The sequence below is a fragment of the Neobacillus mesonae genome (assembly GCF_001636315.1).
Taxonomy (GTDB): domain Bacteria; phylum Bacillota; class Bacilli; order Bacillales; family Cytobacillaceae; genus Neobacillus; species Neobacillus mesonae.
Genome location: NZ_KV440949.1, coordinates 1,802,237 through 1,823,966 on the forward strand (window position 1 = coordinate 1,802,237; position 21,730 = coordinate 1,823,966).

The 21,730-nt window shown below is 43.5% G+C and carries 22 protein-coding genes; 4 read left to right on the top strand and 18 right to left on the bottom strand.

Features of this window, described 5'->3' with window-relative positions; all coding sequences use genetic code 11:
• Nucleotides 1-87: 87 nt before the first annotated feature.
• Complete coding sequence (locus A6749_RS08775) at nt 88-2,742, bottom strand: Ig-like domain-containing protein (RefSeq protein ID WP_153043014.1); 2,655 nt, start codon at nt 2,740-2,742, stop codon at nt 88-90.
• Between the two features lie 279 nt (nt 2,743-3,021).
• Between A6749_RS08775 and A6749_RS28055 the strand changes: the two genes are divergently transcribed.
• Nucleotides 3,022-3,234, top strand: coding sequence for a hypothetical protein (locus A6749_RS28055; RefSeq protein WP_153043015.1), 213 nt, complete (start codon nt 3,022-3,024; stop codon nt 3,232-3,234).
• Between the two features lie 295 nt (nt 3,235-3,529).
• Here A6749_RS28055 and A6749_RS08780 read toward each other — a convergent pair whose 3' ends face one another.
• The 9 genes from A6749_RS08780 to A6749_RS08820 form a co-directional block, all read right to left on the bottom strand.
• Nucleotides 3,530-3,841, bottom strand: a complete 312-nt coding sequence (locus tag A6749_RS08780) for a Zn-ribbon domain-containing OB-fold protein (protein WP_066388205.1) — start codon at nt 3,839-3,841, stop codon at nt 3,530-3,532.
• A 6-nt stretch (nt 3,842-3,847) separates the two neighbouring features.
• On the bottom strand, nt 3,848-4,984 hold the full coding sequence (locus tag A6749_RS08785; RefSeq protein WP_066388208.1) for a thiolase C-terminal domain-containing protein: 1,137 nt from the start codon (nt 4,982-4,984) through the stop codon (nt 3,848-3,850).
• Complete coding sequence (locus A6749_RS08790) at nt 4,981-6,462, bottom strand: class I adenylate-forming enzyme family protein (RefSeq protein WP_066388215.1); 1,482 nt, start codon at nt 6,460-6,462, stop codon at nt 4,981-4,983. Before A6749_RS08790 ends, A6749_RS08785 begins: the two co-directional genes overlap by 4 nt.
• Nucleotides 6,463-6,939 (bottom strand): PPC domain-containing DNA-binding protein, encoded by a 477-nt coding sequence (locus A6749_RS08795; protein WP_066388217.1) that lies wholly within the window; start codon nt 6,937-6,939, stop codon nt 6,463-6,465. It abuts the gene before it with no gap.
• Between the two features lie 32 nt (nt 6,940-6,971).
• Entirely contained in the window at nt 6,972-7,742 is a 771-nt protein-coding gene (locus tag A6749_RS08800) for an SDR family NAD(P)-dependent oxidoreductase (protein WP_066388219.1), read from the bottom strand.
• A 168-nt stretch (nt 7,743-7,910) separates the two neighbouring features.
• A complete protein-coding gene (locus A6749_RS08805; RefSeq protein WP_066388221.1) occupies nt 7,911-9,248 on the bottom strand; it encodes a TRAP transporter large permease in 1,338 nt (445 codons plus the stop codon).
• A complete protein-coding gene (locus tag A6749_RS08810) occupies nt 9,245-9,733 on the bottom strand; it encodes a TRAP transporter small permease (protein WP_066388224.1) in 489 nt (162 codons plus the stop codon). Before A6749_RS08810 ends, A6749_RS08805 begins: the two co-directional genes overlap by 4 nt.
• A 13-nt stretch (nt 9,734-9,746) precedes the next feature.
• Complete coding sequence (locus tag A6749_RS08815) at nt 9,747-10,760, bottom strand: DctP family TRAP transporter solute-binding subunit (RefSeq protein WP_066388227.1); 1,014 nt, start codon at nt 10,758-10,760, stop codon at nt 9,747-9,749.
• Between the two features lie 18 nt (nt 10,761-10,778).
• Nucleotides 10,779-11,552 (bottom strand): IclR family transcriptional regulator, encoded by a 774-nt coding sequence (locus tag A6749_RS08820; protein WP_066388238.1) that lies wholly within the window; start codon nt 11,550-11,552, stop codon nt 10,779-10,781.
• Nucleotides 11,553-11,795: 243 nt separating this feature from the next.
• Here A6749_RS08820 and A6749_RS08825 point away from each other — a divergent pair, with 243 nt between their 5' ends.
• Entirely contained in the window at nt 11,796-12,767 is a 972-nt protein-coding gene (locus tag A6749_RS08825) for a bile acid:sodium symporter family protein (RefSeq protein ID WP_066388240.1), read from the top strand.
• Between the two features lie 254 nt (nt 12,768-13,021).
• On the top strand, nt 13,022-13,168 hold the full coding sequence (locus tag A6749_RS28345; RefSeq protein ID WP_161487128.1) for a hypothetical protein: 147 nt from the start codon (nt 13,022-13,024) through the stop codon (nt 13,166-13,168).
• 87 nt (nt 13,169-13,255) lie between these two features.
• Here the strand turns inward: A6749_RS28345 and A6749_RS08830 are convergent, their stop codons facing one another.
• Nucleotides 13,256-13,687: a hypothetical protein gene (locus tag A6749_RS08830; protein ID WP_066388241.1), complete on the bottom strand. Its 432-nt coding sequence runs from the start codon at nt 13,685-13,687 to the stop codon at nt 13,256-13,258.
• Nucleotides 13,688-13,944: 257 nt separating this feature from the next.
• On the opposite strand from A6749_RS08830, the gene A6749_RS08835 reads away from it, so the two are divergent.
• The gene (locus A6749_RS08835) at nt 13,945-14,619 is read left to right on the top strand and encodes a hypothetical protein (protein WP_066388246.1); all 675 of its coding nucleotides are present in this window, start codon (nt 13,945-13,947) and stop codon (nt 14,617-14,619) included.
• A 143-nt stretch (nt 14,620-14,762) separates the two neighbouring features.
• On the opposite strand, the gene A6749_RS08840 is transcribed toward A6749_RS08835, so the two are convergent.
• From A6749_RS08840 to fliQ, 7 genes are all read right to left on the bottom strand, one after another.
• A complete protein-coding gene (locus A6749_RS08840; protein ID WP_066388249.1) occupies nt 14,763-15,482 on the bottom strand; it encodes a sigma-70 family RNA polymerase sigma factor in 720 nt (239 codons plus the stop codon).
• Nucleotides 15,483-15,549: 67 nt separating this feature from the next.
• Nucleotides 15,550-16,422, bottom strand: coding sequence for a MinD/ParA family protein (locus A6749_RS08845; RefSeq protein ID WP_066388252.1), 873 nt, complete (start codon nt 16,420-16,422; stop codon nt 15,550-15,552).
• On the bottom strand, nt 16,382-17,545 hold the full coding sequence (gene flhF, locus A6749_RS08850; protein ID WP_066388254.1) for a flagellar biosynthesis protein FlhF: 1,164 nt from the start codon (nt 17,543-17,545) through the stop codon (nt 16,382-16,384). Before flhF ends, A6749_RS08845 begins: the two co-directional genes overlap by 41 nt.
• On the bottom strand, nt 17,542-19,566 hold the full coding sequence (gene flhA, locus A6749_RS08855) for a flagellar biosynthesis protein FlhA (RefSeq protein ID WP_066400888.1): 2,025 nt from the start codon (nt 19,564-19,566) through the stop codon (nt 17,542-17,544). The genes flhF and flhA overlap by 4 nt, the downstream gene beginning before the upstream one ends.
• Before the next feature lie 7 nt (nt 19,567-19,573).
• Complete coding sequence (gene flhB / locus A6749_RS08860) at nt 19,574-20,668, bottom strand: flagellar biosynthesis protein FlhB (RefSeq protein ID WP_066388264.1); 1,095 nt, start codon at nt 20,666-20,668, stop codon at nt 19,574-19,576.
• A gap of 13 nt (nt 20,669-20,681) precedes the next feature.
• Nucleotides 20,682-21,455, bottom strand: a complete 774-nt coding sequence (gene fliR, locus A6749_RS08865) for a flagellar biosynthetic protein FliR (RefSeq protein ID WP_066388267.1) — start codon at nt 21,453-21,455, stop codon at nt 20,682-20,684.
• A 4-nt stretch (nt 21,456-21,459) separates the two neighbouring features.
• Nucleotides 21,460-21,729: a flagellar biosynthesis protein FliQ gene (fliQ, locus tag A6749_RS08870; protein ID WP_066388270.1), complete on the bottom strand. Its 270-nt coding sequence runs from the start codon at nt 21,727-21,729 to the stop codon at nt 21,460-21,462.
• Between the last annotated feature and the right edge of the window lies 1 nt (nt 21,730).

Consider the following 21,730-nt stretch of genomic DNA (forward strand, 5'->3'; position numbering starts at 1 on the left):
TTTTTAGAGGGGAGAACATTTCCTATGCTTTTTTAACTGTCCACTCCACGCGTACAAATGTCCACGAGTGGTGCCTGACACCAAAGCTTATTTCACTTTAACGGAAACAGATTTGCTCTTGTTGCCGGCTTTGTCTACAGCGTAGATTGTTAAGTTTGTGCCTTTTTTCTTTGCTTTGATTTTTACGGAATAGTTGCCTTTTGAATCGGCAACTGCTTTGCCTAGATATGATTTTCCATGATAGATATAAACAGTTGAGCCCTTTTCAGCTTTTCCTGTAACCTTAGTAGATTTAGATGTTACTTTATTGACTGAAGGTTTAGCCGGTGCTGTCTTATCGGCCACTTTTATACTCATTGCGTTACTTACATTTCCAGCCTTGTCCGTTGCCGTCACTTTAATTTCTGCTCCGGGACGCTGTTTCGAAATGACAAATTTGTATTGGCCATTTTTATCAGCAGCGGTGCTCTTTTGGTATTTTCCATTGATATAGAGCTTAACCGTTACATTCGCTTCTGTTTTTCCTATAACACTAGTAGATTCAGAGGTTACTTTATTGACTGAAGGGCGAGCTGGTGCTGTCTTATCGACTACTTTCAAACTCTTAGCGGTGCTTACATTTCCAGCTTCATCAGTTGCCGTAACCTTTATTTCTGTTCCTGCACTTTGCTTTACAATGACAAACTTATAGTGGCCATTTTTATCAGCAACGGTGCTCTTTTGATATTTACCATTAATATAAAGTTTAATAGTTGCATTTGCTTCAGCTTTTCCAGACACCGATGTGGATTGATCCGTTACACGGTCAATGGCTGGAGCCGCAGGCGGTGTGAAATCTGGCATATTTGTAAATGATGGAAGGCCTGAAAGATAGCCAATACCGCCTGTTTTATTAATACCAATTTCTTTTTCCAACGCATTTAATAACTCTTCTTTATTTACAGCAGTAATATCTTTTCCGTCCACTTCATCTCCTGGGTGCTGGAAGTTACTCATGATATAGGAGAAACCATTACGATCATCTGCTGCGAACAAGCCAGTGGCTTCCGCACCTGCAGGATTCGATAAAATACGTGATAACTCTTTTGTCTCTACATTGTACGCCCACACATAGTTATTGGTATGCTTGCCGCTGTCTTCACCGATAAATAAAGTTCTCATTTCTTCCGAGAAGCTAAGGTTATCAGGATTAGCCACCTTGTCAACATTTGCGGTATTTCCATAGGCATCAGGAGTTGCGAGGTCTTCCCCTGCAACTAAACCAGACATCGAGGTCGCTACATATTTACTAAGAATTCCGCTGCCGTTTTGATCTTTTTGTCCACTATTTAAATCTAATTGATAGGTTACACCAGACTTAATTTTTGGCAATTGAATATCATCCGGAAGTCCCGATCCTGAAGTATCCTTTTCCATACCGCCGCTTTGGTCGGAAATCGCGATATACACCTTTTGATCCTTGGCGTTATAAGTGACACCTTCCATTTTATTGAATTCGGTTGTCGCACCAAGATATGCTGCATAGCGGCGGGATTCTAAAAATGCAGCCGCTTTTTCCATCCCTGGCTTCAGTTTTATATATTCTGTTTTACCATAGGAATATTGCTTAATGGCTTTAAATCCTTCTTGTGGTGTTTCGGACGTTTCAAAAATGTCACTGAATTTAATTCCATTATCAATAAGCTGCTTAATTTCTTTGTCAGTGCCATGCCCCAGCTTAATCCAGTCTAATTTTCCTGAACCGCCATTTTCTGTTCCAGTTTGATTAAATTTCGCGGCATATAGCGTACCAGCTGTTAAATTCTCCGCTTTATCGGCCACATACATGAACAAGCCTGTGTTGCCGCCGTCATCCCCAAAGTAAGCAGTACGGTTATCCGGCATCATTTTCATTAATTCATGTGAGAAACGCCCCATACTGTAATGCTTGTCCACTTTTACTTTACCGTTTTTCTTTACTTGGATCTCAGGGATATATCCATAGAAATATGGGTTTGCCTTTGATTTATCACCAAAGTAAAGCTGGGCGAAGCTTTCAACCTGAGTTCTTGCTGATGACTTAGCATCAAATTCAAATTTTCTCGCATCTGGCTCATATTCTTCCGACCCTAAATGGGTATTCCATGGAGAAAGAGAACCGTTACAAGGAATCCAAAGTCCGTTGACAGCGGAAAAGTCAATCTTCTTAACCTCTTTGGTTGTTAGCTCTCCGGTTTTCTCATCTTGATCTAATGTTGTTAGTGACATGGAGGCTGGCACAACACCGTAGGCAGAGTTGCCGGCAGCATCTATTGTCTGATATTCATAGTGTGTAACCATGTACAATTTTCCGTTAATCGGATTTAGTAAGCTATTGGAATCCGGTGCATCGGAAACAAACGGTGTCGGTTTTCCAGGAACGCTATGATCCATGATTGGGTCACCATAGTAATCAATCGGGGTACCTGCAGAAATCATTTCTCCATTGTTCATTGCCACTTTATCTTCTGATTTAAAAAGCTTTTTATAGGTAAGCGGAAATCTTTTCACTTTTCCGTTGCTGTATTTTACATCAACAGAGGCAGTTGAATATGTATCTACCATTTGGTTGATTGTAGTGGGCGCTTGCATTCCATTAAATTTCACAGAGTCAATTTTTACTTTACTGTTCCCTGCAGCCGCCGCTGGTGTGAGAGCAGGAATCGTTAAAGCCAATGCTAAAGCGAAAGCTGTACCTTTTTTAGCCATCTTTTTCTTATTCATTGAAAAACTCCCCCTTAGATTATCTAGTTTCTACATATCTAAGAATAATTCTTGTTTATTAATGTTGGATTAATAGAATGTAAAGCTTTGTGAATTTTATGTAAAGTTTTGAGTTTTATAAGAATCTATTTGAATATTTTTTCCCCACCTGGTCATAGGTGATGCACGGGGACGGTTCTTGTGTATCACCAAAAAAGGGCATATTCATACATCCCTAAAAGGACACGCAATGCTTGTTCGCTCATACAATAAAGTAAACTTTTGAAAGAGGTGTAAGAATTGACACATCATATTGTAACAGGCCCACATCCCGGACAACCTGGCGGCGGCTGTATGGCACAATATAACCACTATACCCATGGTCATACACCACAGCACTACCCTACCTTGCCTCAGTCTAACCACCAAAATCACACCACACCATTTTCGCAATACCCTACTTCCTTTTACGGGCAGTATGGGGTACCTTCCTGGAGACCACCTTGGCGGTAAACCTTGTTCCATAAAAAAACAAAAGACCAAGGGATTTCACTTTCCCTTGGTTTATTACTTCCCTCTTACCCGTTTGTTTTCTTTGTTTACCCGTCAAAATTTAGATTTTAACCGTCAATTTTCGCAATTTACCCGTCTGTTTTGTCATTTTACCCGTCAAACACCACACCCCTTTATTAAACAGACAAAATCACTAAATTCTTTTATAAAAATATCCTAATCCTGCTTACCTTAGTATCAATGAAATCAAAAAACCAAGAGGCTCCCCCCTTGGTCTGTATCACTCCCACATGCATCATCCACACTTCCTGAAAATGTAGGCTCCCTCTTCAATATCTACTAGTTCTACTTTGTCGTTGATTTGGATTTCTTCTTTTATTCGGCCGGTGACTCTTTCGCCTGAGATTAAGTCTACTAGTACGACGTAGTAGGGTGTGAGGTGTTTGAATTCGACGGAAGAGATGTTGATTTTAGTGAAGGTATAGACCGAACCTGTGCCTTCAATTTCTTCTATCCTAAAACCCACGGCGCGGCAGGAAGGGCAGATGAGCCGCGCTGGAACGCTTGTGTTCCCGCATTCTTCACAAACATGTACTGATAGTTTCATAGCCCCTTACCTCCCGTTACTAAAAATATGGACAGTAGAATAGGACCCTGTCCCGCCTAAATTTTGTGCTAAACCGATTCTCGCTCCGTCCACCTGGTTGCAGGCCGTCCCTCGCAATTGCTGGACCACTTGATAGATTTGTGCAATCCCGGTCGCCCCGATTGGATGACCGCGTGAAAGCAATCCGCCGCTTGTGTTAACCGGAATCTTGCCGCCATGCTTCGTGTCACCGTTCTCGAGCAATTTCCAGCCCTCGCCCCGAGCAGCCAGTCCTAGAGCCTCATAAGCGAGAATCTCCGTCATGGAGAAACAATCATGCAGCTCAATCACATCAATATCGTCAGGTCCAAGTCCAGCCTGTTCATAAGCTAGTTCAGCGGATTTTTTAATCGCACCAATTGTCAACAAATCCTCCACTTCTTGCGCCTGTGTCGGACCGGAAGCCTGGGAGGAAGCAATCACCCGAATCCCCGACTGTCCCCGTGATAATATTACTGCAGCAGCCCCGTCGGTAATCGGCGAGCAATCAAACAGCCCTAGCGGTTCGGTAATCATTCGGGCAGCTAAAATTTCCTCTAATGCTACCGGATCGCGATATTGGGCAATCGAATTTTGGACCGCATATTCCCGATTCTTCAGCGCCACCATTGCCAAATGCTTTTTCGAAGCCTCTGTTTCGTAAAAATAACGATTGGCCACAAGCCCGAAAAATCCTGGGAAGGATAGGCCCGCCATCTTCTCATTACTGTCGGTATCCATCGCGGCATTAATCGCAGACGTGACCACATTCGTATCCGCCTGCTTCATTTTTTCCCCGCCGGCCACAAGAACCGTATTATACACACCGGCTTCAATCATTTCGCAGGCATGACGGAATGCAATTCCTCCGCTAGCACAGGCCCCTTCCATTTTTGCCGTCGGAATTGGTCCCAGCCCTAAGTCATGGGCAATAAGCGATCCGAGGATCTCCTGATTGGCAAGCGGACCGGACATGAAATTCCCGATAAACACCGCGTCTACCGTTGGAAACCCGGCTTCCTTCAAAGCTTCGAAACTAGCTTCCAAAAGCAATTGTTTCAGAGATTTATCGGCCATAGTTCCGAACTTGGTAATCCCCGTTCCAATTACGGTCACATGATTCATTGATGAACACCCCCATACAGCTTTTTCATTTCCTTCTTCAAAATCTTTCCGTACGAGCTCTTTGGCAACGACTCGACAAATTGAATCACCTTTGGCTTTTTATAACTGCCTAAATGTTGCTTACATAACTCCAGCATATCCTCTTCTGATGCAGTTCGGCCTTCTTTTATTACAATAAATGCAGCTACTATTTCACCCCATTTTTCATCAGGCAGCCCGATGACACATGTTTCCTTCACAGAAGCATGTTTATTTAACACTTCCTCAATTTCCCGTGGGTAAATATTCATTCCACCGGAGATGATGACTTCTTTTTTGCGGTCGACTAAATGTAAAAAACCGCGTTCGTCCATCCAGCCTAAATCGCCGGTGTACAGCCAGCCGTCTCGTAAAGTGTCCGCCGTAGCCTCCGGGTTATTCCAGTATCCCTGCATCACGAGCGAGCCTTTACAAATCACCTCGCCCACTTCGCCTTGAGGAACCTCCCCCCCTTTGCCATCAACTAATTTCACTTCAACAAAAGGTCCGCTTAAACCGCAGGATTCTAAATGTTCACCAAGTTCCCCCCGCGGCATAATGGTAATCGCCATCGGTGCTTCCACCTGACCGTATGTTTCAACAAACTTATCCCCAGCCAAATCCAAAGCCTGCTGTAATTTCGCAGCCGCAATTGGCGACCCAGCCATATTAATGCTTTTAATATGTACGAGTTTACTAGCATCAAAATTGGGACTTTGAATAAGAAGGTTCACGATCGTTGGTACGAGGAAAATCACACTTACCTTCTCCCGGTACAACTCATCCAGGGACTCTTCCGGATCAAATTTTTCAAAAATCACCTGGGTTAATCCAAACAGCCAAGAGGCATGAGAAAGAAAATTACTGCCGTGCGTCAGTGGTGCGACATGTCCAATGACGTCATCCCAGCCGATTTCGCATGCCATCGCAAGTGACAACGCCCCGGCGACAATATTGCGGTGTGACAGGGTGACTCCTTTTGGCTTTCCGGTCGTACCGGATGTGTACATAATGGCAAAAGGGTCATTTTCGCTGACCGCTTCTTCGAGGAATTGAACAGATTCTTCAGCAACCAGCCCCTCATACATGTCCCCAACCGTAATTTTGGCAATCGTGCTTGAAATCGCCTCAAGCAACTCTTGTTCCCCAATCAGCAGGACAGCACCTGATTGTTCGAGCATGTATTCATGTTCCTCCGGATGCAGGCGGTAATTGAGCGGCACCTTGATAAAACCGCCAAACGCACAGGCAAGGTCAAGTTCAATATGCTCCGAACGGTTAGACATCAAAATCGCCACGCGGTCGCCTTTTTTAATCCCTCTGTTCTGCAGCAACGACACAAGCTTGTACGTCCGCTCCTCCAGCTCGCCATAAGTATACGTAATCCCCTTATATTTCACGGCAGGTTTATCTTTAAATGTCCGAAACGTCTTTTTTGCATAGGATGCGATCGTTTCCAATTATTGAGCCTCCTCCCCATAAAAATTAAACACACTAAACTTCGTCCCCGGAATCAGTTCCCGAACAGCTTTTGCTTTAGGGGCAACTGTCACGGAAAACTCAATGGTAATCGCTACAGTGTTGCCTCCTTCTAGAAAATGACCGCCGTGAATTTTCCCGTGTTCGTCAATCATCACACCATGAAAATGAATATCCGGACGGTTGTCCTCTTTCACCCCAATGAAACCGGTTCCACTTAATAGCTCGACTGGCTTATCTTTTTTAATGGGACTAGTGTACGTTAGTTCTCCATTCGAGTCTTTCCCAAACATACAGTAATGAACAGACTCCAGCGAACCCATGCATTGAAACGAACCTGCTTGAATGTTATATTTTTCGCACTGCTTTAAAATACCTAGCAGCAGGTCTTCTCCTGCTGCCAAACTTCCAATTAAAATACCCTTTTCTTCATTATATATAGCATGAGACTGGCGCATCGCATTTCCCCCTCAAACAATAGTCGATGCCATTAGGCAAAAACGGCGCCTCCATCTACTCGGAGTGTCTGTCCTGTCGTATAGCTGGACTCCGGTGTAGAGAAATAACAAACTGCTTCGGCGATATCAGCCGGCTGTCCCATTCGTTTGATCACTTGGCTATCAAGATTATAATGAATTCCAGCGGTGATTCTTGATTCTACAGCACCTGGAGCCACACTGTTACAGGTAATGCCCTTTGAACCAAGCTCTTTAGCTACCCATTTGGTTAAAGCGATGACCCCGCCTTTACTGGCAGCATATGCAGGACCCGAACGTCCCTTCCAGCTATCCTCGTTAAAACCAGAAACCTGCCCTCCGTTCATGCCGGAAATCGAACTGATGTTGACAATTCGTCCATAGCCGGTGGACAGCATATGAGGATAGACCACTTTTTGGATAAAAAAGAACGCTGCTTTGAGGTTCGTATTCAAATCGCGTTCCCAAATTTCTTCGGTCATTTCTTCGATATCCAGACGTCCGGCAGTTCCAGCATTATTGATCAAAATATCAATTTTTCCAAACTCTTCAATCGTTTGGTCGACAACCGCTTGAATTTCGTTATTGTTGCGAATGTCGATTTGATGCGTCCTTACCTTGCTATTTGAAAAATCCTGTGTAATCTGTGCTGCCATTTCTGCAGCGTCTAATAAATCGACAATGACAATATGTGCCCCTTCCTGCGCAAGTCTATAGGCACAGCCTCCGCCAATCCCACCGGAAGCACCCGTAATAATGGCAACATGTCCCTCTAATTTCCCCATCAAAACCCCTCCTTTGTTTTTAAAAAAATACGTTGAAAGTTTTGCGCGGATTTTGCCCATTATCTGCGATTCCGAAGCAGTTATCCGCGTATCTCACAGCAATATCCGCGTTTTTAGCTAGTTATCCGCGTATCTAATCCACTTATCCGCGAATTACAAAAAGAAGCCTTATTTAATCCCCATCAAATTCGGTAAAAATGTTGATAATGCCGGGATATACGTAATCAACAGAAGTACGACTACAGCAGCAATAACAAAAGGCAGAACAGCTTTTGAAATACTTTGAATCTTGATATTTCCAATCCCGCTTGCTACATATAAATTTAAGCCTACAGGCGGTGTAAACAAGCCAATCGCCAGGTTTACGGTCATAATGACCCCAAATACCGTTGGGTCCACGTTAAAGTGGATAATGATTGGTAATAAAATTGGAACAAAGATGTAAAAGGCGCTGATTGCATCAATAAAGCAGCCGGCGATCAATAGAATAATATTAATAATTAATAGAATGATAATCGGATTCGATGATAAGCTCAGGAGTGAATCCGACATCGTCTGGGCAATCGACTCTGTCGTAATAATATAAGCAAACAGGGAAGCCGTACTGACGATAAACGTAATAATCGCTGTTTGGATCGCAGCATCATAAAGAACTTTGAAAACATCAGATATCTTCAACTCACGATAAATGAAGATTCCGACGATAAACCCGTAAAACACCGCAACAACCGCTGCTTCTGTCGGGGTAAAAATCCCCCCGTAAATCCCACCTAAAATGATAACCGGAATCAATAGACCGCCAATTGCATCACGGAAAGCCTTCAAAATTTCCTTGCCAGATGCCCGCTGTCTTCCTTCTAATGTTGCTGCCACTTCATCATGAACTGGCGCTCCCGACTTGAGGCCTTTTTTTCGAGCATAAAGTGCGGCAAAGACGAAGGCTGCTCCCATTAACAGACCAGGAATAATTCCGGCAACAAACAAGCGGCCGATTGAAACACTGGCCTGGTCACCTGCGACAACAGCGAAGACAATGAAAGCAATACTTGGCGGAATGACGATCCCAATCGCACCGGAACTGGCGACAAGGGCACCCGCTGTATTTCGTTTCACCCCGTTTTTCGCCAAAGCGGGAATTAATATACCGCCAATCGCCGCAACCGTTGCCGGACCTGAACCAGAAATCGCTGCAAAGAAAATGGCTGTTATGACAGTTACAAAAATCATACCGCCTTTTAAATGACCGACACAAACATCTGCAAAATGAATCAGTCGTTTGGAAATACCTGCATAGTCCATAATGACACCAGCAAGCACAAAAAACGGAATGGCAAGAAGGGTAAACTTTGACACGCTGGAATATAAAATATCCGGCACTACTTCAAGATTGCTTACCCCACCGGTTATAAGCAGAATCGCAATGGAGGAGACTCCCAAAGATATTGCAATCGGAATTCCAAGTAACACCAATATAAAGAAAATCCCAAACAATAAAATGGCTGTCATGCTTTAACCCCGCTTTCCTGTTGGGATGCGGCTTTCCACTCACGAAAACCGGCCTCAATTGCTCGATATAATCCGAACAAACAGCCGATTGGGAACCCTAAGGTGAATACCCATTGATTCCAGCCAAGAGCAGGGGTCTTTTGATTCGATTCAATTTGAAAACTCACCATATCATAGCCAAAATAAACGAATATAAGAAAAATTGCCGAGATTAATGCACAGGTAAAAACAATGAGGAATTTTTTAGGCACCCCTGATAGCTTGTCAAACAACATGGTAAAACCGAGGTGGGCACTATTTCTAATGCCCGCCGCAGCCCCCAAGAATGTTAACAACACGAATAGGTTAACGGTGACTTCCTCTGTAAACGAAATAGAATAATGAAAGAGATATCTTGAAACAATATTGGCAAACGCCAGGATGCTCATGACCGCCAGAGTTATTGCCAAGATCGTGTTCTCGATATATGCAATGGCTTTTGACATGCTATCCCCCCTGTTAGCTTTCTTGGAAAGCTTTTAACAAGTCTGCTCCCCATTCTTTCTCATACTTTTCATAAATTGGCTGTGAGGCCTTTTTGAATTGCTCCATTTCTGCATCTGTTGGGGTGTAGAATTCCATTCCAGCTGCTTTTAATTCTTCAATTTGCTTTGCTTCCTTTTCACGAGCCAATTTAATTTGGTATTCATTTGCATTTTTTGCCGCTTCTTTAATAACCTCTTGATCTTCTTTACTCATGCTGTCGAATTTCTTTTTGTTCATCCCGAAAATCAGCGGGTCATACGAATAGTTCCACATGGTGATATACGGCTGTACTTCGTTTAATTTAGAAGAAGATATGACATCAATTGGATTTTCCTGTCCGTCGATCGTCTTTTGCTGAAGTGCTGTAAATACTTCGGAGAATGTCATCGCAGTTGGATCAGCTCCGTAACCTCTCCATAAATCCGTATACATTTTGATGCCCGGAATACGAATTTTTAATCCTTTCAAATCTTCCGGTGACTTTATTGAGTGTACACTGTTAGTAACTTGTCTAAAACCGTTCTCACCAAATCCCAATGTTTCAATCCCTTTTTCTGTAAGGATTTTCTTAAGGGCTTCCCCGCCTTTACCATTTAACTTTTGGTCGACTTCATCTAGGTTTTTAAATAAAAATGGGGCACTAATGACACCAAGGCGTGCATCTAAAACAGAGTAAATAATTGGTGAATGATAGCTAAGATCAGTGGAGCCTTTTACAAGCATTTCCACGCCTTTAGCAGAATCGCCGCCGGATAATTGTTCATTTGGATAAATCTTTGTTTTAATTCTTCCATTTGTTTTCTCTTCCACTTCTTTAGCAAATTTCTCGGCCGCTTTATACCACGTAGAAGATTCCGATACTGTTACAGACATTTTTAAGTTGTAGCTTTTTTTACCGTCTGATGAGCTCTTTGAACTTCCGCACCCTGCTAGGGCAAGCAGCAAAATAGCGCTTACAAAAACTAATAATAACTTTGAACGTTTCAATTCATTTTCCCCCTTGTTTTATATTACATTGACATTGGTAAAACCTAATCTTAGAGAAATTTCCTTAACAGCATCCAATCCGAGTGTAATAGCTTGCTTCACAACGTCTTCGTTAAAGCGATAGGACAAACCAGAAATGGAAAGAGCACAAACCAGTTCCTGTCTGGCGTTAAAAATCGGAAAGGAAATTCCCTTTAATCCTTTTTCCCATTCCTCGTTGTCAATGGCATAACCATTTGTTCGGATCTGTTTTAATTCCATCAGTAATGCCTGTTTACTCGTAATCGTATTTTCTGTACACGGCTTAAGCTCGTTTCTATGTAAATATTTTTGTAGTTGTTTTTCATCGAGGTGTGCTAAATACACCTTGCCAGAAGCCACACAATATAATGGAGCCTTTTGGCCTATATTCACAACGATTCGCGCTGCAGATTTACTTTCTATTTTTTCGACATATTGGACTTGGTCACCGGCAAGCAGTGCCAAAAAGGTACTTTCTTTGACGGTCTCGGTGATAGATTCTAAATAGGGCCGGGCGATGGGAAGAAGATCTAGATGGGATGAGGCCTTAAGAGCGATTTGAAACCACTGTTGGGATAGGTAATACTTTTCCTGGTGATCCTTTGTGACATAGCCAAGCTGTTCAAACGTTGATAGAAAACGGTGAATTGTAGCCTTATTACTATCTGCCTTCATCATCATTTCTGTAAACGTCATCGGCTGCTCGGCAATCATTTCAATTAATTTAAAAGCCTTTTCTACTGTTTTTAAAACTTCAGAAAATGGAATCACCTCCTAAATTAAAGTTTCATTTTATGAAACTCGAGTTACGTTATCTGAAATTAATTATAATTTATATATTTTTGAATTGTCAATATATTAGTTATTTTGCAAAAATTAATGCTTTTAATTGTTAGATTAATATGTGAAAATATAGAAATAATATATTGATAGAGTAGGATTCTGGAAGAATTCAAATCATAGTCGTTTGTTATCCATTCTATTAGAGGCATTGTATTTTAGGAGGCAGTTGTTGTGAAATTGTTCGAAGTTGTGATGAAGATCGTTTCCAAGTATTTGCCGGTTTGGATTGTGTTATTGTCGGTGATTGCTTATTTTTTTCCGCAAGCGTTTGCCTCGATTCGGCATTTGACAGGTCCGGGACTGGGCATGATTTTTCTATTAATGGGGATGTCGCTTTCGACTGATAGCATCAAGTCGGTGTTAAAAGCACCGCGGTACACGATTCTTGGCGGTGTGCTGAAGTGGACGATTACTGTGGGCGTAACAGTCGTGATTGCGTTTTTGTTTTTTCGCGGGGAACCCGAGCTTGCCACCGGAGTGATTTTGGCCGGAACAGTGCCAAGCGGTACTTCTGCTAATCTTTATTCGTTTATTGCCGGGGGTGAAGTTGCCCTAAGCATCACCCTTGCATCCGTGGATACGGTGATTTCACCTGTTTTGACGCCAACGCTGGTAAAAGTCTTTGCGGGTCAGTTGATTGAAATCGAGTTTCTGCCGCTATTCTTAAACATTATTTATATCGTATTTATTCCGTTATTTATGGGGTTGTTCTTGCAATGGAAGTGGCCGGGGAAGGTGGAATTGGTAAGACCTTATACATCCTTTTTGTCTACGATGGCTTTATTTGTCGTCGTGTTGTCGGTGATTTCAAGCGCTCAGGCAACGCTTTCCCAACAGCTGGCGCAGCTGCCAGTAATCTTTGCCGCAGTATTCCTGCAGGTTGCGATTCCGATGTTCGGCGGCTATGGGGTCGCCCGCTGGCTCAAAGTCCCGGAAGCAAACTGCCGCTCCATCCTATTCCATGTCGGCATTTGCAACACCGCCCTATCATCAACACTTGCTATGGAACACATCAGCACCATAGCCGCCGTCCCAGCCGTCGCCAACATGGTCGTCAACCTCACTCTCGGAGCCCTCGTTGCCAACCGCTTCGCCTTCATGAGTCATGGGGACGGATCTTCTGCCTCAAAAAAGGCAGGGTGAGGGGCTGATGAGGCATGGGGACAGTTTCTCCTGCCTCAATGTGCCGCGGAAACCTTTTGACAGCGGAATTTTAACCGAGAATTTACATCGACTTCATATAAGTGCAATCTCCGTGCAGTAAAATGAATATATAACAAAAGTGAAGATTATTTTTCAAGAACAGGCATAGTTGTTCAAATTCTGACATAGGTTTTAGTAAGTGTAGTTTCCCGTCGAAATGTGCACCAATCCTATAAAGAAAGAGGCTGTTCAATTTGAATAATAAGATAGTGATGTATCAAGGCAAGAAATTCAAAGTTCTTTATCAATATTTATCGGATTTTTGCGAAATACAGGAAGTAGAATTCAGATTCAATGTGGAGCTTGTTCATAAATCAGAATTAACACTGTTGGAGGGGTAGTAGATCACCTGCCAATTGGTTTGGAGGAAACTGAGGATTTGAGCAATTTCAGGCTGAAGTAAGCCGGACGACCTTACCTTTACTCAGTTACTCCTCCTCTTCTTTACCCATCTCGGCCGTTACTTCTTCCTCCTCCACCACCTGCAGCTTCTGGATTTCATCGGTCAGCTGCTCAAACGCATGCAGCCGGAATTTGGCGCTGGCGATAAGGTCATCAATAATTTGCTTGAAGGTTTCATACTCCACACCGTTTTCGCCGCATTCTTTAATCAGCCGCAAAAAATCACCTTCATACAGGTGATACCGCTCATTGAACGTTTCCGAATCCATCGTTAAAAAGTACTCTCCATCGACCACGAACTCATTGAATATTTTTTTCGTCAGCCGGGACTTTGTCACTTTGATTTCTTCTTGATCCTCTTTGTTCTCATAATGCTGGGCATCCTCATATTCCGAGCACAATGTCGCATAAATCTTCTCAAGCAGTTCAGTCGGTTCCAAATACTTTAATTCCGCCATTAAAAAAACCTCCGGAAACCTCTATCGTCTATTATCTTTATTGCCAAATTAAAAAAGAAATAGAACTGGAAAGATTTCTGCCATGCGTCGTTCGTTCTGGTCAAATAGCGGTGTCTTATTGATTTTGATATACTTATTAAGCTAGCATTCTTGTCACCACAAGAGAAAAAACTTAACGTTATTGTCATAGCATGGTTGTAATAAGTGAGGCAGGAGAACCGTCCCCGTGCATTACTAGTAAGGGAGGAAAATGAAAGTTGAAGAGAAAGAAAAAAACTTCTAGGGAAAGTTTCGTGCCTGCAGTTGGGATGCTGATTGTTGCTTTTGGTGCGGTTCTTTTGTTTGGGTGGTTTGTGATGACTGCTCATTTAGATTCAGATGTGTATGGGGATGTGGTAGAACTGGCGCTTCCAGATCCTTACTATTCCTGGATTAAGAAAGTAGCGGTGTTTTATTGGGCCTTGGGAGTAATGGCAATAGTAACTATTTTTATCGTTGTTTTTTTTGAAGATAAACTAAAGCATAGCGATCAACTTATGTTTATTGCTTACACCATTTTGCTATGGTTACTAGGAAGCTCCATGATGATTGGTTTCTTTGTTGCCCTGATTAAACTGCATGTAGTAAAATGGGTGTTCATTATTTCCTGTTTACTAGTGCTTTTCTTGATAATGAACAGCATTGTCTTACTATTAAAATTCAGCAGCAAAATAGTTACTATATCTTTTTTAGTAGTAGCGTTTGTCATCATTTTAGCGTTATGTGCCGCACAGGCGACAGATCAATTGTACATAATCATTAAAAACTCACATCAATTCTCAAACCTTGAATCAAAACTACTCTTATGGGTTGAGGCTTCCTTAGGATTATTTATATTTGCCTGCCCTTTTTATTGGAAGTTACGGGAGCGCTGGGAAAAGTCTGTCCAATAGAACTATCCTATAAGACAAATCTTGAAGAGTAATCCACAAAACTGTCTCATAGAGCGAGCCTATGGGGCATACCAGCTGATATATCAGGAGAACCGTCCCCATGCCTCATCAAAAAAAGAAGCACGAAGAACTGTCCCCATGCTTCAAAAAGAAACAAGAGAACCGTCCCCATGCTTCGCCATGGCAGTGCGAAGTCTTTTGATCGCTTGGTTGTGGAGCTGGGAGATGCGTGATTTGTGGAGGCCGAATATTTTGCTTACGTCAGTGAAGCTCAGGTTTTCAAAGTAGATCAGGGATAGGATGATTTTTTCTCGTTCTGGTAAGCTGTCGATTAATTCGGCTAGAATTTGTTTTTGCTCCTTGGCTTCAAGCCATTCGTCCTGCTTGATGGATTGCTGGTCTTCGATTTGTTGAACCATTGTGTTTTCTTCCTGGCTTTTGGGCTGGTCTAGTGAGTCTTGATGAATAAAAGAAAGCTGTAATTGGGTTTGTTCATATTCTTTCATGCTGATGCCCATATACTCACTTACTTCTTTTGGAGTAGGACGCCTAAGATACGATTGTTCTAATGTTTCCATCGCCTCTCGGTAGGTTTTTTCCTTTTTCCGCAGCGTCCGGGAGACATGGTCTGTTTTTCGTAAGCCGTCCAATATTTCCCCGCGGATCCGCTGCACGGCGTATGTTTCAAATTTAACACCTTGCGACGGATCAAACTTCTTTCCGGCATCCCACAAACCGGTCATTCCAAAAGAGATAAGATCGTTCTCATCCGCCTGACTGGATAAACTTCTCTTCATTTGCGACACAACCCTATGAACCAATGGAATATATTGATCGATGACCTTCTCTACATTCCTCTCCAATCTATATTCCCCTCTCCTTGGTTTTTCTCTTCATATTTGCAAGATTCTAAACAGCAGTCAGTGAACATTATGATGTAAACATCCGGGAGATGGTTCGAAGGAACCCTTTCATCCCGCCGTCTTCAGCAGGAACAGCTTCGGCCCCGTTGATAAACCTTTGCGCTAACCGCTTTAACGTCAACGACGCCTGTGCCCTCGGATAAGCAAGATAAAACGGAACTTGTTTTAATACCGCCTGCATGACGGCTGCATCATCAGGAATCGCGCCAAAGATGGTGATTTCTTTATTTAAAAACCGCTGGACGGCAAATTTAAATTTACTCCCTGCCTCGATCCCTTCTTTTTGACGAGAAACCCGATTTACCACCAATTGAAAGGAGATAGTCGGTTTCTGGCTATGTAAAATTTTCACCACAGAATACGCATCCGCCATCGCCGTCGGTTCAGGTGTTGTCAGCAAAATGACTTCATCTGCGGCGAGATGGCATTGCTGCGATTCCACCGTTAAACCCGCGCCCGTATCTATTAAAATCAGATCAGCATAGCCGTGCAGTTTTTCCAGCTCCCGAAAAAAATAATGCCGTTCTTCTTCCCTTAACTGCAGCAATTCTTTCAGCCCTGAGCCGCCAGCGATATACTCCAGTCCCTGCGGACCTCTCTCCAGCACACTCCAAATACTTTTCCGTTCGAGAATCATGTCCAGCAGATGATACTTCGGCGTTGTCCCCATTAAAATATCCAGGTTGGCCATCCCAATATCCAGGTCAATCACCACAACCTTTTGGCCAAGTTCCATCAGGCTGAGGGCAAAACTTAAAATAAAGTTTGATTTGCCTACTCCGCCTTTCCCGCTTGCCACGGTAACCACTCGGGACATTTTCTTATGTTGTGCCAGGGAGTTAGATAGCTGTCTTAATTGATGTGCTTGATCCTGGTTCATCCTCATCTACTCCTAAAATCTTTTTTGCCATAAAGGCTGCATCCGCCGCCATGATATCCTGCGGGACTCCCTGCCCTAAGCTGACATAGGCTAATGGGTACGGATAGTGATACACCATATTGAGGGCCACCCCGTAACAGCTTGTTTCATCCCATTTCGTTAAAATCAGCTTATCAACCGGAACAGCTTTCATTTGCTCGACGATTTTGCGCATATCCCGCCAGCGCGTCGTCATACTAAGAACTAAGTAATTTTCCTGCGGGACATCAAAACGTAAATATTGATTAATTTCTTCTATATATTCTTCCTCTAAATAGTTCCGTCCGGCACTGTCCATGAACACGATATGGCAGCCTTTCAGCCGGTCCATGGCTCCTTTCAGCTCCCCCGCATCAGAGACCACTTCTAACGGAACATGTAAGATGGAAGCATAGGTTTTAAGCTGGTCAACAGCAGCAATCCGAAACGTATCTGTTGTCAAAAGTCCCACCTTCTGCCTTTGCTGAAAAACCCGTGCTGCTGCCAGCTTGGCAATTGTGGTCGTCTTTCCAACCCCGGTCGGTCCTAATAAGGTGATAAAACAAGCGCTTGATAGAGGATCTTTCGCAATTCCTTCCTCAAACAGCTGCTTTAACACCGCCAGCAGCAGCCTCTCAATTTGTGAATCCGACATACTGTCTAGGTCCATCTTTTTCATCTTCACTTTTTTTATGATATATTGGATGACTTCTTCGTCCACTTCCTGCTCACGCAGCCGTGCCGCCCATTTTTCCAGCTGCTTCGGTATAGTGCCTGCAGCTGCGTCATCTTTGAGCAATGAATAAAGCAGCCCCTTTACTTCAGACAGTTCCTTCCATACATCTGGCAGCACAGGCTCCTCAGCACGAGGTTTCAAGCCTGCCTGCTGTGGCTGCCCATCAGCTTCAGACTTAACAAAAGGTTTCTGCTCCTCCTGTTTCGTACCGATTATATCAACTGCGGCAACCACCTCTACTCGTTTTTTTCGAAAAAAGCCAACCCTAACCGGCTTCGTATTTAAAATAAAGGCATTCGTCCCAAGGTCCTGAAAAATCAACGGATAAGAATCAGCTATCGTTTTAACGATATATGTTTTGATAATCATAGATTTACCACTCCAACACTCTTCACTTCGACATTAGGCTCCAGTTCGTTATAGGAAAGAATTGGGACATCAGCTAATGAGCGTTCCACCAGCTGCCGAACATACATCCGGATGCCCGAGGATGTTAGAATAATCGGGCGGATCCCCAGCTGGGCCATTTGCTCTATTTTTTGTGTAAAAGTAAGAATCAGCTGATTGGATGATTCCGGATCTATTGTCAAAATATCACCATGCTCGGTCCGTTGAATCGATTCCGCCAGTTTCTTTTCAATTCCAGCACCAACCTGAATCGCATGGACTACGCCGTTTCGCACAAATTGTGACGTTAACTGGCGAGCAAGGGCCTGCCTGACATATTCAGTTAGGATATCGGGATTCTTTGTATAAACCGAGTAATCTGCCAGCGCCTCAAAAATGGTTGAAAGATTCCTAATTGAAACATTTTCCTTCAATAACTTTTGCAGCACCTTCTGAATATCACCTACAGAAAGAACATTAGGAATTAATTCCTCCATTAATGATGGATGCGTTTCTTTCACATGGTTAATTAATTGGCTTGTTTCTTCCCGTCCCAATATTTCATGTGCATGCTTTCGAATCGTCTCTGATAAATGGGTGCTGATAATCGAAGCTGGATCAATCACAGTGTAGCCAAACATCTCCGCCTCATCCTTTTTCTCCTCTGTAATCCAAAGCGCCGGCAGGCCAAACGTAGGATCAACGGTTTCGATTCCATCAATCCCATGCTCCTCATCACCTGGATTCAGCATCATGAAATGATCCAGCAGGATTTCCCCTTTGGCCACTTCATTCCCTTTGATTTTTATTACGTACTCATTATGATGAAGCTGGATATTATCACGAATGCGGACAACCGGAACGACAAGGCCCAAATCTAAGGCAATCTGCCGCCGTATCGCTACCACTCGGTCCAACAAGTCACCGCCCTGATTCACATCTGCCAGCGCAATCAATCCAATCCCAAATTCAAACTCAATTGGATCTTCCCGGAGCAAGGCAAACACATTCTCCGGCTTGCGCACTTCTTCCAGCTCTTGTTCGCTTTGCGTGTTTTCCTCTGCGGCCTCCTGTGTCGTCTGTTTATGCTGGATGCTATAAGCAGCAAAAGCGAGCAGGCCGCCAATCCCCCATGTCAGGAAAATGCCAATCGGTGTCACAATCCCAAGCAAGGCAATACATCCGGCAACGATATATAACAGACTTGGATAAGAGAGCAGCTGCTTCGTGACATCATCACCAAGATTCCCATCCGAAGCCGCCCTCGTGACAATAATTCCTGTGGCTGTTGAAATTAACAGGGCAGGAATCTGGCTGACAAGCCCATCGCCTACAGATAACAGCGTGAAGGTATTGATGGCCTGTGTTAAGTCCATCCCGTGCATCGTCATCCCAATAATGAAGCCGCCGATAATATTAATCATCAGGATAATAATGCTGGCGATCGCATCCCCTTTGACGAATTTACTGGCACCATCCATGGAACCGTAAAAATCCGCCTCCTGTTCGACTTTCCTCCGTCTCAGCCGAGCCTCCTGATCATTGATCATGCCTGTATTTAAATCAGCATCGATGCTCATTTGTTTTCCTGGCATCGCATCCAAGGTGAAGCGGGCAGCGACTTCCGCGACCCGTTCTGACCCCTTCGTAATCACGATGAATTGAATAATGACTAAGATTAAAAAGACAACAAAACCAACAACGGTATTCCCGCCAACGACGAAGTTTCCGAACGTTTCAATTACGTTTCCCGCTTTTCCATTGGTCAAAATCAAGCGTGTGCTGGAGACGTTTAACGACAGGCGGAATAACGTTGTCAGCAAAAGCAAGGACGGAAAGATGGAAAAATCAAGGGGTTCCCTCGTATTCATCGTAATTAAGAGAATCATAATCGATAGGGATAAATTAAATAAGAGCAAAATATCTAATAAAAACGTTGGTAATGGAATGACCATCATTACGACAATCATGATGACCGCAATGAGAACCCCCATATTTTTCATATTCACGTTAAATCCCCCCCTGCTTGTTTAATGTCCCTTTGACTTTATATACATAGGCCAATACTTCTGCGACCGCTTTAAAGAGTTCTTCCGGGATCTCTTCGCCAATTTCGACATTGGCATATAATGTTCGTGCTAATGGTTTATTTCCCATGATGACCACCCGATGTTCTTTGGCAATTTCCTTTATTTTTTGCGCTAAAAAGTCGGCACCCTTGGCGACCACTACTGGCACCTTTGTCTTCCCAGCTTCATAGGCAATGGCAACCGCAAAATGGGTGGGGTTTGTCACTACCACCTGGGCACGGGGTACATCCTGCATCATCCTGCTACTTGAAATCTGCCGTTGCTTCTCCTTGATTTTATGTTTAATTAACGGGTCACCCTCGGACTTTTTATATTCATCTTTAATGTCCTGCTTAGACATGCGCAGCTTTTTGGCATGATCAAACCGCTGATAAACCAAATCAGCCACAGCCAAAACGAGGTATGAAGCTGAAATCACCATTCCCAGCTTCACCATCAGCGATCCAAGAAACGAGGCCAGCCGAAGCAGCTCCATTTGCGGCAACTTCAACAGCACAGCTTTTTGCTTCCAAAGAAACAGACCCGCTACCATTACAATCACGACCAGCTTTAAAATCGACTTAATGAATTCGACCAGTGTGCGGGTTGAAAACAACCGCTTGGCCCCTTCAACCGGATTGATTTTTTTTAGGTCCATTTTGATGGTTTCTGATGATACGAGAAAACCAACCTGTGCCAGTGTTGAGGCCAGACTGCCCATCCAGGCAATCGCAATGATAGGCGCAGCAATCAGCGCACTATCCTTTAGAATAGTAACAAACAGCATCGTAACCGTTGATGGATTCAGGTCCACGACAAGCCAATCACTAAAGCCGCGGCGAAACACAAGCAAGAGCTGTTCCGCCGCCCTTCCGCCATAAAATGAAAGGAAGGAAAATGCACTTAACAGTACGACTGCATTCGATAAATCCGTACTTTTGGCAACCTGTCCCTTTTTTCGTGCTTCTTTCTTTTTTTGCGGCGTTGCCTTCTCTGTTTTTTCAGCAAATAATTGTAAATCTAATGATAAGTACATGTCGATGGTTCCTTTACGTCCCAAGTATCTTTAATATTTGTTCCAATGAGTGAACCATTGTCTGTACGAGCTTTTCCATCACAATCAAAAAAACCGGCATAAAGACAAACAAAACGATAAAATGGACGGCCATTTTGACTGGAATACCGATAACAAACAGATTCATTTGCGGCACTGTTTTTGCTAAAATCCCAAGCGCCACATCTACTAAAAATAAGGTCCCGACAATCGGAGACGCGATTAATACCGCCATCCAGAACATATTCTTAATAATCATCAGTGACAGGGTGACAAGATTCTCCGACACCGTGGCGGGCAGCATCGATTGAACAGCGATCCAATCATAGCTGGCCAAAATCCCTTTTATCAAGAGGTGATGACCATCGATTGACAAGAAGAACACAAGCGCCAGCATATAGAAGAACCTGCCTGTTTGCGGCTCTTGAATGCCGGTTTGCGGATTAAACAATGAAGACATCGCAAAGCCGCTTTGCAGATCAATCAAGCTCCCGGCAAGCTGCACCGCATATAACAGCACAGCTGTAAAAAAGCCCAAACACAGCCCGACGAGCATTTCTTTTAAGACTAAGAGCAGATAGAGCCCATCCATTTCGATTGCCTGTACAGGCTGAATCAGCGTCCCTGCAAGTATCGAGAAACAAATTGCCAGTCCCCATTTAAAGACGGCCGGCACCTGCCGATCCATAAATACCGGGGCAGTTGTAAAAAAACAGGCTAACCTGACAAACACCAGCAAAAACAACGGAATATGTGAAAAAATTGTCATCGTCTTAGCCGATAAAGCGCGTCATATTGGCCAGGATATTCCGGGTAAAATCCACGAGATGCGTCAGCATCCAGGGACCAAATAATAGCAAACTGGCAAAAACGGCGATTATCTTCGGTGCAAACGAAAGGGTTTGTTCTTGAATCTGCGTAATTGCTTGAAAAATACTGATAATTAGTCCAACTGCCAAAGCCACACCGAGAATTGGTGCCAGTGTAATGATTGTTAAGTAGATGGAGCTTTGGGCAAGCCCCATAATGCTGTCAGGTGTCATA

Excerpts from the sequence above, each read along its gene's own strand:
- flhB (WP_066388264.1), bottom strand. The coding sequence starts at position 20,668 with ATGTACTTATCATTAGATTTACAATTATTTGCTGAAAAAACAGAGAAG.
- A6749_RS08795 (WP_066388217.1), bottom strand. The coding sequence starts at position 6,939 with ATGCGCCAGTCTCATGCTATATATAATGAAGAAAAGGGTATTTTAATT.
- A6749_RS08780 (WP_066388205.1), bottom strand. The coding sequence starts at position 3,841 with ATGAAACTATCAGTACATGTTTGTGAAGAATGCGGGAACACAAGCGTT.
- A6749_RS08845 (WP_066388252.1), bottom strand. The coding sequence starts at position 16,422 with ATGAACCAGGATCAAGCACATCAATTAAGACAGCTATCTAACTCCCTG.
- A6749_RS08805 (WP_066388221.1), bottom strand. The coding sequence starts at position 9,248 with ATGACAGCCATTTTATTGTTTGGGATTTTCTTTATATTGGTGTTACTT.
- A6749_RS08785 (WP_066388208.1), bottom strand. The coding sequence starts at position 4,984 with ATGAATCATGTGACCGTAATTGGAACGGGGATTACCAAGTTCGGAACT.
- A6749_RS08830 (WP_066388241.1), bottom strand. The coding sequence starts at position 13,687 with ATGGCGGAATTAAAGTATTTGGAACCGACTGAACTGCTTGAGAAGATT.
- A6749_RS08810 (WP_066388224.1), bottom strand. The coding sequence starts at position 9,733 with ATGTCAAAAGCCATTGCATATATCGAGAACACGATCTTGGCAATAACT.
- flhF (WP_066388254.1), bottom strand. The coding sequence starts at position 17,545 with ATGATTATCAAAACATATATCGTTAAAACGATAGCTGATTCTTATCCG.
- flhA (WP_066400888.1), bottom strand. The coding sequence starts at position 19,566 with ATGAAAAATATGGGGGTTCTCATTGCGGTCATCATGATTGTCGTAATG.
- fliR (WP_066388267.1), bottom strand. The coding sequence starts at position 21,455 with ATGACAATTTTTTCACATATTCCGTTGTTTTTGCTGGTGTTTGTCAGG.
- A6749_RS08800 (WP_066388219.1), bottom strand. The coding sequence starts at position 7,742 with ATGGGGAAATTAGAGGGACATGTTGCCATTATTACGGGTGCTTCCGGT.
- A6749_RS08775 (WP_153043014.1), bottom strand. The coding sequence starts at position 2,742 with ATGAATAAGAAAAAGATGGCTAAAAAAGGTACAGCTTTCGCTTTAGCA.
- fliQ (WP_066388270.1), bottom strand. The coding sequence starts at position 21,729 with ATGACACCTGACAGCATTATGGGGCTTGCCCAAAGCTCCATCTACTTA.